Here is a 13,950-nt window from a genome sequence, read left to right as displayed (position 1 = left end):
GCCTGAATTCCGGGATCTGCGCGGCGATCTGCGGAAAATCGTCTTCGGTGAGCTCGTCGCCCTCGGCAAGCACCACCGCCCGGAACACTGCGTTTTCGAGTTGGCGGATATTGCCCGGCCAGTCGTAGGCCGTCAGAAGCGCCAGCGCGCCGGCGCCGACCGACAGCGTCCTGTTGAGCTTCTGCTCGGTCGAGAACCGCTCGGCAAACACCCGGGCGAGATGCGGAATGTCTTCCTTGCGGCGGCGCAGCGCCGGAATGGTGATCGGGAAGACGTTGAGGCGGTAATAGAGGTCCTCGCGAAAACGGCCGGCCCGGACCTCCTCGATCAGGTCCTTGTTGGTGGCCGAGATCAACCGGACATTGACCTTCTGGACCTTGGAAGCCCCGACCGTCTCGACTTCGCCCTGCTGCACGGCGCGCAGCAGCTTCACCTGCACGTCGAGCGGCAATTCGCCGATCTCGTCGAGGAACAACGTACCGCCATCTGCCTCCACGAACTTGCCGGTATGTTTTTCCGAAGCGCCGGTGAAGGCGCCCTTCTCGTGGCCGAAGAGGATGCTCTCGACCAGATTGTGCGGAATGGCGCCGCAATTGACGGTGATGAACGGCTTGCCGGCGCGGTCGCTGTTCGACTGGATGGCGCGGGCGATCATTTCCTTGCCGACGCCGGATTCACCTTCCAGCACGACCGGAATGTTGGAATGGGCGGCGCGCTGGGCAAGATCGATGACGCGCAGCATGTCGGGGCTCGCCGAGATGATATCGCCGAAACCGACGGCGCCGGCACGATGGCGGCGGCCGACGCGGGACTTCGATTCCTTCTGGTCGAGCTTCAGCGCATTGGTGATCGAGGCGCCGATCCGTTCCGGCGATACCGGCTTGACGACGAAATCGAAGGCGCCGGCGCGCATCGCCTGCACCACGTATTCGATGCTGCCCTGTCCGGTCTGGACGATGACCGGCGTTTCGATACCGAGTTCGCGGATGGCCGCAAGAAAGCTGAGGCCGTCCATTTCCGGCATCATCAGGTCGAGCACGATGACATTGATGTCGGTCGCGGTGCGCTTCAGGAACTCCAGCGCCACAAGTCCGTTCTCGGCAAGATGGGCGGCATGGCCGTAACGTTCAACCGCATTCTTCAACAGGCGACGCTGAATAGGATCGTCGTCGACAACGAGGATTTGCGCAATCATGCTCGGCTCCCACCAATGGTCATCATGGCCTTTTTAGGCTGTTATCCCGCTGGTTGTGTCAGAAAGCCTTGAACATCCCCTTTTGAGAAAAGCTTGCATTTTAACGGCCGGCAAGGAAAACAGACGCAACAGGTTGAGAAGGAAAAAGTGATGAGAATGTCCGCACCCGCCCTCCCCGAAATTCCGGCCGCACCCGCCGCGGGCGCTGCTGCCTCCGACCCGGCACTCGGCCTCCTGCCAGTCTGGAAGCTCTCGGATCTCTATGAGGCCAAGGATGCGCCCGCGTTCACGGCCGACATGGAAAAGGCCGCCACGCTATCGATCGCCTTCGAGGAAAAGTGGAAGGGCAAGCTTACCGAAGCCGCGACCAAGACCGGCGCCGGCGGCATCGGCGAGGCGCTCAGGGAATACGAGGCACTCGACGACCTGCTCGGCAAGATCGGCTCGTTTGCCGGCCTCACCTATTTTTCCGACACGTCGAGCCCGGCCAACGGCAAGTTCTACGGCGACGCGCAGGCGAAACTGACCGACATGTCCGCGCACCTGCTGTTCTTTGCGCTGGAGCTCAACCGCATCGACGACGCCGTGATGGACGCCTGCATGGACCGTGATCCGGCCGCCGGCCACTACCGCCCCTGGCTGGTCGACCTGCGCAAGGACAAGCCCTTCCAGCTCGACGACAAGCTGGAACAGCTCTTCCTCGAAAAATCGATGACCTCGGCCGCCGCCTTCAACCGTCTCTTCGACGAGACCATGGCCGAGCTCCGCTTCGAGATCGACGGCGAAAAACTGCCGCTCGAAGTCACACTCAACATGCTGCAGGAGCCGCAGCCGGAAACCCGCGCCAAGGCCGCCGCCGCGCTGTCGAAGACCTTCGGCGACAACCTGCGCGTCTTCACGCTGATCACCAACACGCTCGCCAAGGACAAGGAAATCTCCGACCGCTGGCGCGGCTTCGAGGACATCGCCGACAGCCGCCATCTCGCCAACCGCGTCGAGCGCGAGGTGGTCGATGCGCTGGCCGAAGCCGTGAAACAGGCCTATCCGCGCCTCTCGCATCGTTATTACGCGATGAAGGCAAAATGGCTCGGCATGGACCAGCTGAATTTCTGGGACCGCAACGCGCCGCTGCCGGAAACCCCGAACGCGCTGATTTCCTGGACGGAAGCCAAGGATACCGTGCTCGACGCCTATCGCGGCTTCGCGCCTGAAATGGCCGAGATTGCCGCCCGCTTCTTCGAGGAGGAGTGGATCGATGCGCCGGTGCGCCCGGGCAAGGCGCCGGGTGCCTTCGCGCACCCGACCGTGCCGTCGGCCCACCCTTACGTGCTCGTCAATTACATGGGTAAGCCGCGCGATGTGATGACGCTCGCCCACGAACTCGGCCACGGCGTGCACCAGGTTCTGGCCGGCGATCAGGGCGCCCTGATGTGCCAGACGCCGCTGACGCTGGCGGAAACCGCTTCCGTCTTCGGCGAAATGCTGACCTTCCGCGCGCTGCTGGAAAAGATCACCGACAAACGCGAGCGCAAGGCCATGCTCGCCCAGAAGGTCGAGGACATGATCAACACGGTCGTGCGCCAGATCGCCTTCTACCAGTTCGAGCGCAAGGTCCACACGGCCCGGAAAGAGGGCGAGCTCACCGCCGAGCAGATCGGCGAACTGTGGCTTTCCGTCCAGGGCGAAAGCCTCGGCCCGGCGATCAGGATCTCGGAGGGCTATGAAAGCTGGTGGACTTATATCCCCCACTTCATCCACTCGCCCTTCTACGTCTATGCCTATGCCTTCGGCGACTGCCTGGTGAACTCGCTCTACGCGGTCTACCAGAACGCGGCTCCGGGCTTCCAGCAGAAGTATTTCGAGCTTCTGAAGGCGGGCGGCACCAAACATCACTCGGAACTGCTGAAGCCCTTCGGCCTCGACGCCACCGACCCGTCCTTCTGGTCCAAGGGCCTCTCGATGATCGAAGGCCTGATCGACGAGCTGGAGGCTCTGGACAGGGCGTAGGGCATAACAGCCCCTCATCCGGCTGCCGCCACCTTCTCCCCGCTCGCGGGGAGGAGAGATACACCGCACCGTTCTGCCCCGGTCGCCGCGCTGGGCGTGGCACTTCCCCTCGCCCCGCTTACGGGGAGAGGGTTAGGGTGAGGGGCAAGCACTCGTGAGGGGCAATTGGACATCGCAATGGAATGACAAAACACGCCCCCTTCACGCTCTTTCGTGACGACCCCGCCGGCCGGAGCCTCGTTTTCGACCGGCCGAAGGAAATCGTCACGGCTCGGACCACCGCCGAGGTGCTGCCCGCACTTCGGCGCCTGGAAGAGGCGCGTCTCAGCGGCCACTGGCTGGCGGGCTACATCTCCTACGAGACCGGCTACGTCTTCGAGGACAAGCTGCGGCCGCTGATCGTCGACAACCGGCCGACGCCGCTGATCGCCATGGGCATATTCGACAAACCCTCTGGCAATGAACATCCGCTCGCCGGGCCGCACGGCGCAGTCGTCGATGACGGTTCCTCGCAGGGCTCGTTCCTCCGCGAACCGCGCGCGATGTGGGATCTCGCAACGTACCGGGAACGGTTCGACCGGCTCCACCAGCACCTGCGCAACGGCGACTGTTATCAGGCGAACCTGACCATGCCGGTCACCGCCCGCTGGCATGGCGATCCGCTCAAGGCCTTCTGGTCCCTCGTCGCCCGCCAGCCGGTACGCTACGGCGCATTCATCGACCTCGGCGGCCCGCTCGTCCTGTCACGCTCGCCGGAACTGTTCTTCTCGGTGGATGTCGACCGTTACATCGAAACCCATCCGATGAAAGGAACTGCCCCGCGCGGCGCGACCGTGGAAGAAGACGAGGCGATCGTCGCCGAAATGCTCACTGACGAGAAGACGCTCGCCGAAAACCGCATGATCGTCGACCTCCTGCGCAACGACATCTCGATGATCGGCGAGGTCGGTTCGCTCTCTGTCCCCAAACTCTTCGAGATCGAGACCTATCCGACCGTCCACCAAATGGTGAGCCATGTGCGGGCGAAATTGCTCCCCGAGATCGGTTTTCCGGACATCCTTGCGGCGCTCTTCCCCTGCGGCTCGATCACCGGAGCGCCGAAAATGTGGGCCATGCGCATCCTCGCCGAACTGGAGGACGCATGCCGCGACGTCTATTGCGGCGCCATCGGCTGGTGCGATCCGGCCGGCCCGATGCGTTTTTCGGTGGCCATCCGCACGATCACGCTTTTCAACGACGAAAAAGCCGTCTTCAATGTCGGCGGCGGCATCGTCTTCGACTCGAAGGCCGAGGCCGAGTATGACGAGTGCCTGTTGAAGGCACGCTTTGCGGTGGGCGACCAATGGATTTCTCGCTGATCGAAACAATGCGCTGGGAACCGGGCAAGGGATTGCTCAGGGTGGACCAGCATCTGCGCCGGCTCAGCCGGTCGGCGGATGCGTTGGGCTTCCGCCAGCCGCCGGCCGATACGCTGAAACAGCTTCAGGCGGCCACAGCCGCCAGCGAGACGCCTCTCCGCGTCCGCCTCGTGATGACCTATCGGGGCAAGATCGAGATCACCACGACGCCGTTTACACCGCTTGCAGCCGATACCGTTTGGCGGATCCAGGTTGCGAAGGCCACGCTTCCCTCGGACGACCCGACCTATCGCCACAAGACCTCCCGCAGGGAACTCTACGAAACCGCGCGCGCGGAATTTACGCCCGAAGAGGCCGATGAAGTGATTCTCCTCAACGAGCGCGGCGAGGTCTGCGAAGGCACGATCACCAACGTCTTCGTGGAGAGCACCGACGGTTCCCTGCTGACGCCAGCGCTTTCGAGCGGTCTCCTGCCCGGCATCCTGCGCGCCGACCTGATCCGCGAGGGAAAAGCGAAAAGCCAGATCCTCCGCCTCGCCGACCTCGAAAACCGCCGCTTCTTCGTCGGCAATTCGCTGCGCGGCCTGATCCCCGCCGAACTCGTCGCCCAGGCGGCGCGATCGGAAATCCCGGCGGAAGCCCCTCGCCCTGCCGCCCGCCCGGCAAAAATGGCCCGGGCAGGCCGGTAAATGGATGCACCCAGCCACCTGGCGGATCATCTGCTTTCGCTTGAAACGGCACTGCAGACCCGCGAGGTCCGCAATTCCGAGGAAAAGCTGCGCGAACTGCTGGCGCCGGAATTCCGCGAATTCGGCCGCTCCGGCCTCGCCCATACGTTCGACGACATCGTCACCCGCCTCGTCGCCGAGACCGGCCCGAACAACACGTCGATCTCCGATTTCAGCGCCACGATGCTGAGCGACACGATCGCGCTCGCCACCTATCGCGGCACCCGCATCAACGACGACGGCAGCCGGCTCTTCGCCAACCGCAGCTCCATCTGGCGCCTCGACCCCGACGGCAATTGGCGCATGGTTTTCCACCAGGGCACGGCGACGGAGTGATCTTGAGGGAAGGGCTTCAACCTTGCCCGGTTTCCCGCCCCTCCTGCGACTCGCAAGGATCGCAGTCGCGCCCGCCGCAATTTGAATAACGCTGCCGATTCCTCCCCCGAAGATCGACAGGCTCTTTATTGTGACGACGTTTTATGATCTAGAGCGCCGCGAATTGCCCGAGTGCAGCCTTTAAATTTCCATTCCACTGCCGATTAAGCGGGGCAGCGGCCCGAGAAGGCCGCGATCAAGGAGAAAGACATGTCAGAGACTACCTATCCGGTTTATGGCGAAATCACCGGTCCGATCGTGATGATCGGTTTCGGCTCGATCGGCCGCGGCACGCTGCCGCTGATCGAACGCCATTTCAAGTTCGACAAGAGCCGGATGGTCGTCATCGACCCGCGCGAAGAACCCGCCGACATGGAGATCCTCAAGAAGCACGGCGTCCGTCACATCAAGGAATATGTGACCAAGGACAACTACAAGGATCTCCTGAAGCCCCTTCTGACCGAAGGCGAGGGCCAGGGTTTTTGCGTCAACCTCTCGGTCGATACCGGCTCGCTCGACCTGATGAAGCTCTGCCGCAAGCTCGATGTTCTCTACATCGACACGGTCGTCGAGCCCTGGCTCGGCTTCTATTTCGACAAGAACATGAAGAATGCCGACCGCACCAACTATGCGCTGCGCGAAACCGTGCGCAAGGAAAAGGCCAAAAACCCGGGCGGCGCGACCGCCGTTTCCACCTGCGGCGCCAATCCCGGCATGGTTTCCTGGTTCGTCAAGCAGGCGCTGGTCAACCTCGCCAATGACACCGGCCTGAAATTCGACGAGCCGGATCAGCATGACCGCGAAGGCTGGGCGAAGCTGATGAAGAAGCTGGGCGTCAAGGGCGTCCACATCGCCGAACGCGACACCCAGCGCACCAAGCACCCGAAGCCGCTCAACGTCTTCTGGAACACCTGGTCGGTCGAAGGCTTCATCTCCGAAGGCATGCAGCCGGCCGAACTCGGCTGGGGCACCCATGAGGAATGGATGCCGAAGAACGGCAAGAAGCACAAGAAGGGCAACAAGGCCGCCATCTATCTGGAACAGCCGGGCGCCAATACCCGCGTCCGTTCCTGGTGCCCGACGCCCGGCCCGCAGTATGGCTTCCTCGTCACCCACAACGAATCGATCTCGATCGCCGACTATTTCACGGTGCGCGACAAGGACGGCGAAGTGACTTTCCGCCCGACCTGCCACTACGCCTACCATCCGGCCAATGACGCGGTCCTGTCGCTGCATGAAATGTTCGGCAATGGCGGCACCCCGCAGCCGGTCCATCACGTTCTCGACGAGGACGAACTGGAGGACGGCATCGACGAACTCGGCGTCCTGCTCTACGGCCACGAGAAGAACGCCTACTGGTTCGGTTCGCGCCTGTCGCTCGAGGAAACCCGCCGCATCGCGCCTTACCAGAACGCCACCGGCCTACAGGTGACCTCCGCGGTTCTCTCCGGCATGGTCTGGGCGCTCGAAAACCCGACCGCCGGCATCGTCGAAGCCGACGAGATCGACTACAAGCGCTGCCTCGAAGTACAACTGCCCTATCTCGGCCCGGTCGAAGGTCATTATACCGACTGGACCCCGCTCGACGGCCGCCCGGGCCTCTTCCCGGAAGACATCGACACCAAGGATCCGTGGCAGTTCAAGAACATCCTGGTCCGCTAATCCAACGAACGGGTTCACTGATCCGATAAGACACAATGGAAACCGCCTGCCTTGCCGCAGGCGGTTTTTTGCATGTTGAAAGCTTCTGCCTTTTCAAGGCCACATCTTGCGTTACATAGGGCGATGGCGGCAAGGTTTCTCAAACCGAAAGCCGGACCGAATCGCGGGAGACCGATCATGAAATTCAAAGTGAGCCTCGCGCTCATCGCCGCAGCCAGCTTGACCGCCTGCGTTTCTTCCCCTCCGCCGCAACAGATGGCGGCCGTGCAGCCGCAGGGCGTCGAAGGAAGCTGGGTCGATCCGAACGGCATCGTTTCTTCTTTCCAGGCCGGCACGTTCAACACCCGCTCCAGCGACAGCAACACGCTGCTCGCCTCGGGCACCTATACCAGCCTGTCGCCGACGCTGGTCGAGATCAACATGACTTCGCTGGTGCGCAAGACCCAGTCGCGTGTCAACTGCTCGCTGGTCAACATCAACCAGCTCAACTGCACGCAGGATAGCGGCGCTCAATTCTCGCTCTCCCGCCGCAGCTAAGGCGGCGCATCCCACCCGCTCATCGCAACCCCGCTTCGGCGGGGTTTCTCGTGTTTCGGAGCGACCCTGCGGTTCGTGGCCGGGAGCCATTGCGGGTTCGCTTACTCCCGACGGAAGGCGGCCGGGAGTTCGACGGGCACATCCAATGGCTCGAAATGCCGAATGTTTTCCGTGACGATGGTAAGGCCATAGGCTCGCGCCGTGGCCGCAATAATGATATCGCTCAGGCCGGGGCTTCGGCCCTTGCTCTCGGCTTCGTCTTCCAACGCTCCCGCGATCCGCGCCACCACGGCGTCTATCGGCAATACCCGGTCGCCAAAGCTGTCGGATATGAAATCCAGCCAGGCCGAAAGACGCTGCGCTCTTGCGATCCCGCCGCGCCTGTGAAGCGATCGCATTCCCTTTTCGATTTCGGCAATGGTGATGGCCGACAGGAAGAGTGCCTCAGCCTCGCCCTGTTCGTGGAACCAGGCCCGCACCTGTTGGAGCGACGCTATCCGGTCCGGCGCGATCCTGCTGATGATATTGGTGTCGAGCAGGTAGCCGCTCACAGGTCGACATCGCGCAGTTTCGACGGCTTCCGCTCAAGGTCGACACCGCCTGGAAACGTCAGCAGGAAATCACCGAAATTTGGCCGCGGCCTGTCCAGCGCCTTTTTCGCCGCCTCCGCCGCTTCGACCGACACAAGCACGGCCGCCGGTTTTCCATGGCGGGTAATCGTCACGAATTCCCCGTTCGCCGCCTCGTCCACGAGACTGGCGAAACCGGCCTTTGCCTCGGCCACACTGATCGTCGACATCCTCGGCTCCATCGAAATGACCATATATGGTCAACTTACTTAAAGACCATTGGAAAATCAATATGCAGCTTCGTGATCAGCGCCGATAGCGCCCTGTAATATTTGTCACATTTCCCTTGAACCCACCGTCGGTTGATGAAAACATGCCAGCCGGAACAGTTGTCACATTGAAAAACTAGAACAGATAAAAGGGCGGCACAGCCGGCCGAATAGAAAGAGGAGAGATCAGATGAAGAAGACATTGGGGCTCGGGCTTTTGACCGCTTCGGTCATGGCTCTTTCAAGCGGTGCGGCATTTGCCGATTTCGAGCTCAATATCCTGCACATCAACGACTTCCATTCGCGTCTCGAATCCATCAACGCAACCGATTCCACCTGCTCGGCTGAGGATGAAGGCAAGGGCGTCTGCTTCGGGGGCGCCGCCCGCCTCTTGACCGCGATCAACCAGACCCGCGATGCGCTGAAGGCGCAGAACAAGAACGTCATCCTGCTCAATGCCGGCGACAACTTCCAGGGCTCGCTCTTCTACACGACCTACAAGGGTGCCGCCGAAGCCGAAGCGCTGAACGCCATGAAGTTCGACGCCATGACCGTCGGCAACCATGAGTTCGACGACAGCGACGACGTGCTCGCCACCTTCCTCGACAAGATCCAGTTCCCGGTCGTCACCGCCAACGTCGTGCCGAGCGCTGCCGCCAAGATCGGCAACCGCATCAAGCCGTCGCTGGTGCTGACCGTCGGCGGCCAGAAAGTCGGCATCGTCGGCGCCGTCACCAACGACACGGCCGAAATCGCCAATCCCGGCCCGAACATCACGATCGCCGACGACGTCGCCAAGATCACCGAGGCGGTTCAGGGCCTGAAGGCTCAGGGCGTCGACAAGATCATCGCGCTGACCCACGTCGGTTATCCGCGCGACCTCGCCATGATCGCCAAGATCCCGGATGTCGACGTCGTCGTCGGCGGCCATACCCACACGCTCTTGTCGAACGTGGCCAAGGGCGCCGCAGGCCCCTACCCGACCTGGTCGGACAATCCGGCCGGCTACAAGGTGCCGGTCGTCCAAGCCTATCAGTATTCGAAATATCTCGGCGACATCAAAATCGTCTTCGACGACAGCGGCGTCGTGAAGTCGGCCGAAGGCGAGCCGATCCTGATGGACAAGTCGATCACCCCGGACCCGGCCTTCCTGGCCCGCGTCGCGGAGTTGAAGAAGCCGATCGAGGACTTGAAGAAGAAGGTCGTCGGCGCCTCTGAAGCTGTCATCGACGGTGACCGCCGCGTCTGCCGCGCCAAGGAATGCTCGATGGGCAACCTCGTCGCCGATGCCATGCTCGACCGCACCAAGGGCCAGGGCATCACCATCGCCATCCAGAACGGCGGCGGCCTGCGCGCCTCGATCGATGCCGGCGAGGTCACCCAGGGTGAGGTCGTCAGCGTCCTGCCCTTCCAGAACACGCTCGCCACCTTCCAGCTCACCGGCGCCGACATCGTCAAGGCGCTGGAAAGCGGTGTCAGCCAGATCGACGATGGCGCCGGCCGCTTCCCGCAGGTCGCGGGTCTCAAATATTCCTTCGACAAGTCGAAGCCGGCCGGTTCCAAGGTCAGCGACGTGCAGGTCAAGGACGGCGACAAGTTCGTCGCCATCGACCCCGCCAAGACCTATGGCGTCGTCACCAACAATTTCATGCGCGCAGGCGGGGACGGTTATGCCGTCTTCAAGGCCAGCGGCAAGAACGCCTATGACTACGGCCCGGACCTCGCCGACGTGACGGCCGAGTTCATCGCCGCCCGCAACCCCTACAAGCCCTATACGGACGGCCGCATCACCGACCTGACGCCTGCAAGCTACACGCCGCCGGCCAAGCCCGCGCCTGCCGCCCCGCCGGCAGCAGCCCCTGCGGCACCGGCTCCGACGGCCGCTGCTCCGGCAGCACCGGCACCTGCCGCTCCGGCTCCGGCTCCGGCTCCGGCTCCGACGATGGCGGCTCCTGCGACCCCTGCACCCGCCGCTCCGGCTCCGACGACGGCTGCTCCGGCAGCGCCTGCGGCACCCGCTCCGGCTCCGAACACGATGGCGGCAGCTCCGGTTGCTCCCGCACCGGCAGCAACAGCTGCCAAGCCGGCAGGTCCGACCAAGTACACGGTCGTCAAGGGTGACTCGCTGTGGAAGATCGCCGAAGCTACCTATGGCGACGGCGAGAAGTGGACAGAGATCGCCAAGCTCAACTCGCTGCGCCATCCGAACGTTATTCAGGTCGGCACCGAACTGGAACTGCCGGCGAAGTGACACCGCTTGACCCGGATCAAGGTTCGGGTCGGCGATCCAGGCAACGAATTGGGACGATTTGTCCCTATCCCATTATCGGCCCGGGCTTTCCCGGGCCGATTTTTGTTTCTAAGTAATTCGCAAGATAAAGAGCGCGTCGTCGCGCGCGTAAGATTCAACCGAAAGTGTCCGCATGACCTCGCAATCCGCCCACATGCCCTCCGATCATCCGAAGGTTGCTTTCGGCAAGGTCGGCGTGCTGCTCGTCAATCTCGGCACACCCGATGGCACTGACTATTGGTCGATGCGGCGCTACCTGGCGGAGTTCCTGTCCGACAAGCGGGTGATCGAGTGGTCGCGGCTCTACTGGTATCCGATCCTTTACGGCATCGTGCTCAACAAACGGCCGCAGAAGGTCGGCAAGGCCTATGAGGCGATCTGGAACAAGGATCTCAACGAGAGCTACCTGCGCACCTATACCCGCAGCCAGGGAGAGCTGATGGCCGAGCGGCTGAAGGACCTGCCGAACGTCGTGGTCGACTGGGCGATGCGCTACGGCAAACCGTCGATCGCCGAACGCATCGACGCGCTGAAGGAAAAGGGCTGCGAAAAGATCCTCCTGTTCCCGCTCTATCCGCAATATGCGGCCTCAACTACCGCGACCGTCAACGACAAGGCGTTCGAGCACCTGATGAAGCTGCGCTGGCAGCCGGCAGTACGCACCGTGCCGCCCTATCACGACGAGCCGGCCTATATCGAGGCGCTGGCGGACTCCGTCAGGGCGAAATACGCGGCCCTCGACTGGGAGCCGGAAATGCTGATTGCCTCCTTCCACGGCATCCCGCAATCCTATTTCAAGGCGGGCGATCCCTATTACTGTCATTGCCAGAAGACGGCGCGGCTCCTGAAGGAGGCGCTCGGCCTCACGGACAAGAATTTCATGATCACCTTCCAGTCCCGTTTCGGGCCGGAGGAATGGCTGCTGCCCTATACCGACAAGACGGTCGAGAAACTCGCCCATGACGGCATCAAGCGCATCGCTGTGATGAACCCCGGCTTCGTCTCCGACTGTCTGGAAACGCTCGAAGAGATCGCCGAAGAAGCGGGCGAGATCTTCCGGCATCACGGCGGCGAAAAGTTCGCGCATATCCCCTGCCTGAACGACAGCCCCGGCGGCATGACCGTGCTGGAGAAGGTCGTTCGCCGCGAACTTCAGGGCTGGGTTTAGGCCGCTCCCGCCAGGTCGTGAGACCGCGGCGCGATGATCTCAAACGTTCATCGGGTCCGGGGGATAGCCAGTTCGATCGTTTCGCCGTCCGCCGGAACTAGCAGCTGCGAAGAGCCAACTCCCGCAGAACCCGCCGCCGCGCGCAGGTCGGCGCGGGAGACCGTGGCATGATCGAGAGCCTCCATATGCACCGCGACCACGGTCGCCTGCGGGGCGGCCCGGCAAAGTTCGATCGTCTGCGCGGCATCCATGACGATGAGATCGCCGTCCCAGAGAGCGCCGCAGGAATGGCTGACGATGACATCCGGCGCCGCCTGCTTCATCGTTTCCGTGACCGGCGGATAGAGTACCGTATCGCCCGCCCAATAGACCACCGGCTCGCCGGGAGCCGCGAGCGTCAACCCCATCACGGAGCCCATCTTCTTTTGGACCGGGCCAAGCCCATGACTGCCCTGGCAGCGGGTGATCACTATCCCTTGCCAGACGATGGTATCCTCAAGCGGCGTGACGTCGGCAAATCCTTCGCCACTGATCACCGGTTCATCCCCCGGCTGGCAGAGCACCGGCAGATGTTTCGGAACGAGCCGTTTCGCCACGGAATCGAAATGGTCCGAATGAAGATGCGAGACGATAACGAACTCGACGTCCCGCAGGATGTCCTCCACGGAAAGCGGCAGCTCCGTAAGCGGATTGGGAGATTTTCCGGTGTAGGAAGGCAAGCTATGCGCAGGCGCAAAATAGGGATCGATCAAGATGGTGCGACCCGCATACGAAAGCTTGAGCGTCGCGTTGCGAATCAATTGGATCTTCATCGGCATTCCTTTTCTGCCCTCAAGATCAGAAACTTAGAACGACGGGAGGTGATGGTCCAATCAACGTTCTGCATGAACGCGACCCGGCAGCGTGCCTGCAAAACACATGGCGCTCGCGGGCGCCCGGATACCCAATCCTGTCGATCAGTGGACCTCAGTCGCCTTGAAGCCTTCCGTCACGGCCTTCCAGAAATCCGGGTCCTCGTATTCCGTCGGATCCTCGATACCGGCAAGGTGGAAGGCCTCGCGCCGCTCGACGCAGGTGCCGCAGCGGCCGCAATGGAGAGCACCGCCCTTGTAGCAGGACCAGGTTTCGGCAAACGGCGTTCCATTCCGGGCGCCGTCCGTCACGATATCCGCCTTCGAGCCGTTGACGTAAGGCGCGAGCAGCCGGACCGACGCGTAGCCGTCGAGCGCCTGATCCTGCATTGCCTGGAAGGCAGTGATGAAACCCGGCCGGCAATCCGGATAGATGAAATGGTCGCCGCCATGCACGGCGATCGCAACCGCATCCGCCTGCCGCGCCGCCGCCACCCCGAAGGCGATCGACAGCATGATCGCATTGCGGTTCGGCACCACGGTCACCCGCATGGTCTCCTCGGCATAGTGCCCGTCCGGCACATCCACGTCGTCGGTCAAGGCCGAGCCGGTCAGCCGGCTGCCGATCCCGCGCATGTCGATGATCTCGTGGAAGACGCCGAGCCGCGCGGCGCAGGCGGCGGCGAAATCGAGTTCCTTGCGGTGCCGCTGGCCATAGTCGAAGGAGATCAGACCCAGCAGCTGCTGTTCGGCGGCAATCCTGTGGGCGAGCGAAACGGAATCCAGTCCGCCGGAGCAGACGACGATGGTTTTCATGGGCTTTCATCCTTGTTTTGACCGGGTAGGCTGCGACCGGTAATTCGAACCCGCTTCCTAGACCGGCAACGCGTCCTTGTGAATAACCCGGACGACGTCAACGGCGGTCCGGCTGTCATTTCTTC

At 62.5% G+C, this 13,950-nt stretch carries 12 protein-coding genes and 1 pseudogene; 8 read left to right on the top strand and 5 right to left on the bottom strand.

The genetic code is table 11. From position 1 onward, the window contains the following. Positions 1-6: 6 nt before the first annotated feature. Positions 7-1,195 (bottom strand): annotated as a pseudogene (locus ABCW43_RS11140) (sigma-54-dependent transcriptional regulator); the annotation flags it as partial. Between the two features lie 150 nt (positions 1,196-1,345). Here ABCW43_RS11140 and ABCW43_RS11135 point away from each other — a divergent pair. The 6 genes from ABCW43_RS11135 (at position 1,346) to omp10 (ending at position 7,862) form a co-directional block, all read left to right on the top strand. After that, positions 1,346-3,202 carry a M3 family oligoendopeptidase gene (locus tag ABCW43_RS11135; RefSeq protein WP_345924172.1) on the top strand — a complete coding sequence of 619 codons (1,857 nt, stop codon included), beginning with the start codon at positions 1,346-1,348 and terminating at the stop codon, positions 3,200-3,202. Positions 3,203-3,384: 182 nt separating this feature from the next. Continuing rightward, the gene (locus tag ABCW43_RS11130; protein ID WP_345924170.1) at positions 3,385-4,560 is read left to right on the top strand and encodes an aminodeoxychorismate synthase component I; all 1,176 of its coding nucleotides are present in this window, start codon (positions 3,385-3,387) and stop codon (positions 4,558-4,560) included. Further along, positions 4,545-5,249 carry an aminotransferase class IV family protein gene (locus ABCW43_RS11125; RefSeq protein ID WP_345924168.1) on the top strand — a complete coding sequence of 235 codons (705 nt, stop codon included), beginning with the start codon at positions 4,545-4,547 and terminating at the stop codon, positions 5,247-5,249. Before ABCW43_RS11130 ends, ABCW43_RS11125 begins: the two co-directional genes overlap by 16 nt. Then, the gene (locus ABCW43_RS11120) at positions 5,250-5,624 is read left to right on the top strand and encodes a nuclear transport factor 2 family protein (protein WP_345924166.1); all 375 of its coding nucleotides are present in this window, start codon (positions 5,250-5,252) and stop codon (positions 5,622-5,624) included. Between the two features lie 249 nt (positions 5,625-5,873). Further along, positions 5,874-7,325 carry a homospermidine synthase gene (locus ABCW43_RS11115; protein WP_345924163.1) on the top strand — a complete coding sequence of 484 codons (1,452 nt, stop codon included), beginning with the start codon at positions 5,874-5,876 and terminating at the stop codon, positions 7,323-7,325. 177 nt (positions 7,326-7,502) lie between these two features. Next, positions 7,503-7,862 (top strand): outer membrane lipoprotein Omp10, encoded by a 360-nt coding sequence (gene omp10, locus ABCW43_RS11110; protein WP_345924162.1) that lies wholly within the window; start codon positions 7,503-7,505, stop codon positions 7,860-7,862. A 101-nt stretch (positions 7,863-7,963) separates the two neighbouring features. Here omp10 and ABCW43_RS11105 read toward each other — a convergent pair whose 3' ends face one another. Beyond that, complete coding sequence (locus tag ABCW43_RS11105) at positions 7,964-8,413, bottom strand: type II toxin-antitoxin system VapC family toxin (RefSeq protein ID WP_345924160.1); 450 nt, start codon at positions 8,411-8,413, stop codon at positions 7,964-7,966. Then, entirely contained in the window at positions 8,410-8,661 is a 252-nt protein-coding gene (locus ABCW43_RS11100; RefSeq protein ID WP_345924157.1) for a type II toxin-antitoxin system Phd/YefM family antitoxin, read from the bottom strand. The genes ABCW43_RS11105 and ABCW43_RS11100 overlap by 4 nt, the downstream gene beginning before the upstream one ends. 229 nt (positions 8,662-8,890) lie before the next feature. Between ABCW43_RS11100 and ABCW43_RS11095 the strand changes: the two genes are divergently transcribed. Together ABCW43_RS11095 and hemH are read left to right on the top strand one after the other, a co-directional pair. Further along, positions 8,891-10,951, top strand: coding sequence for a 5'-nucleotidase C-terminal domain-containing protein (locus tag ABCW43_RS11095; RefSeq protein WP_345924155.1), 2,061 nt, complete (start codon positions 8,891-8,893; stop codon positions 10,949-10,951). Positions 10,952-11,123: 172 nt separating this feature from the next. Beyond that, positions 11,124-12,158 (top strand): ferrochelatase, encoded by a 1,035-nt coding sequence (gene hemH, locus ABCW43_RS11090; protein WP_345924153.1) that lies wholly within the window; start codon positions 11,124-11,126, stop codon positions 12,156-12,158. Between the two features lie 47 nt (positions 12,159-12,205). Here hemH and ABCW43_RS11085 read toward each other — a convergent pair whose 3' ends face one another. Continuing rightward, positions 12,206-12,970, bottom strand: coding sequence for an MBL fold metallo-hydrolase (locus tag ABCW43_RS11085; RefSeq protein ID WP_345924151.1), 765 nt, complete (start codon positions 12,968-12,970; stop codon positions 12,206-12,208). A gap of 144 nt (positions 12,971-13,114) precedes the next feature. Next, a complete protein-coding gene (gene queC / locus ABCW43_RS11080; protein ID WP_345924149.1) occupies positions 13,115-13,825 on the bottom strand; it encodes a 7-cyano-7-deazaguanine synthase QueC in 711 nt (236 codons plus the stop codon). Positions 13,826-13,950 lie beyond the last annotated feature (125 nt).

Source organism: Neorhizobium tunisiense, assembly GCF_039631515.1.
Lineage (GTDB): Bacteria > Pseudomonadota > Alphaproteobacteria > Rhizobiales > Rhizobiaceae > Neorhizobium.
The sequence above is the reverse complement of the archived record's forward strand: the minus strand, read 5'-3'. Positions and strand labels throughout refer to the sequence as shown.

Coding starts and splice junctions, on each gene's coding strand:
- ABCW43_RS11135 (WP_345924172.1), top strand. CDS start 1,346: ATGAGAATGTCCGCACCCGCCCTCCCCGAAATTCCGGCCGCACCCGCC.
- ABCW43_RS11130 (WP_345924170.1), top strand. CDS start 3,385: ATGACAAAACACGCCCCCTTCACGCTCTTTCGTGACGACCCCGCCGGC.
- ABCW43_RS11125 (WP_345924168.1), top strand. CDS start 4,545: ATGGATTTCTCGCTGATCGAAACAATGCGCTGGGAACCGGGCAAGGGA.
- ABCW43_RS11120 (WP_345924166.1), top strand. CDS start 5,250: ATGGATGCACCCAGCCACCTGGCGGATCATCTGCTTTCGCTTGAAACG.
- ABCW43_RS11115 (WP_345924163.1), top strand. CDS start 5,874: ATGTCAGAGACTACCTATCCGGTTTATGGCGAAATCACCGGTCCGATC.
- omp10 (WP_345924162.1), top strand. CDS start 7,503: ATGAAATTCAAAGTGAGCCTCGCGCTCATCGCCGCAGCCAGCTTGACC.
- ABCW43_RS11100 (WP_345924157.1), bottom strand. CDS start 8,661: ATGTCGACGATCAGTGTGGCCGAGGCAAAGGCCGGTTTCGCCAGTCTC.
- ABCW43_RS11095 (WP_345924155.1), top strand. CDS start 8,891: ATGAAGAAGACATTGGGGCTCGGGCTTTTGACCGCTTCGGTCATGGCT.
- hemH (WP_345924153.1), top strand. CDS start 11,124: ATGACCTCGCAATCCGCCCACATGCCCTCCGATCATCCGAAGGTTGCT.
- ABCW43_RS11085 (WP_345924151.1), bottom strand. CDS start 12,970: ATGAAGATCCAATTGATTCGCAACGCGACGCTCAAGCTTTCGTATGCG.
- queC (WP_345924149.1), bottom strand. CDS start 13,825: ATGAAAACCATCGTCGTCTGCTCCGGCGGACTGGATTCCGTTTCGCTC.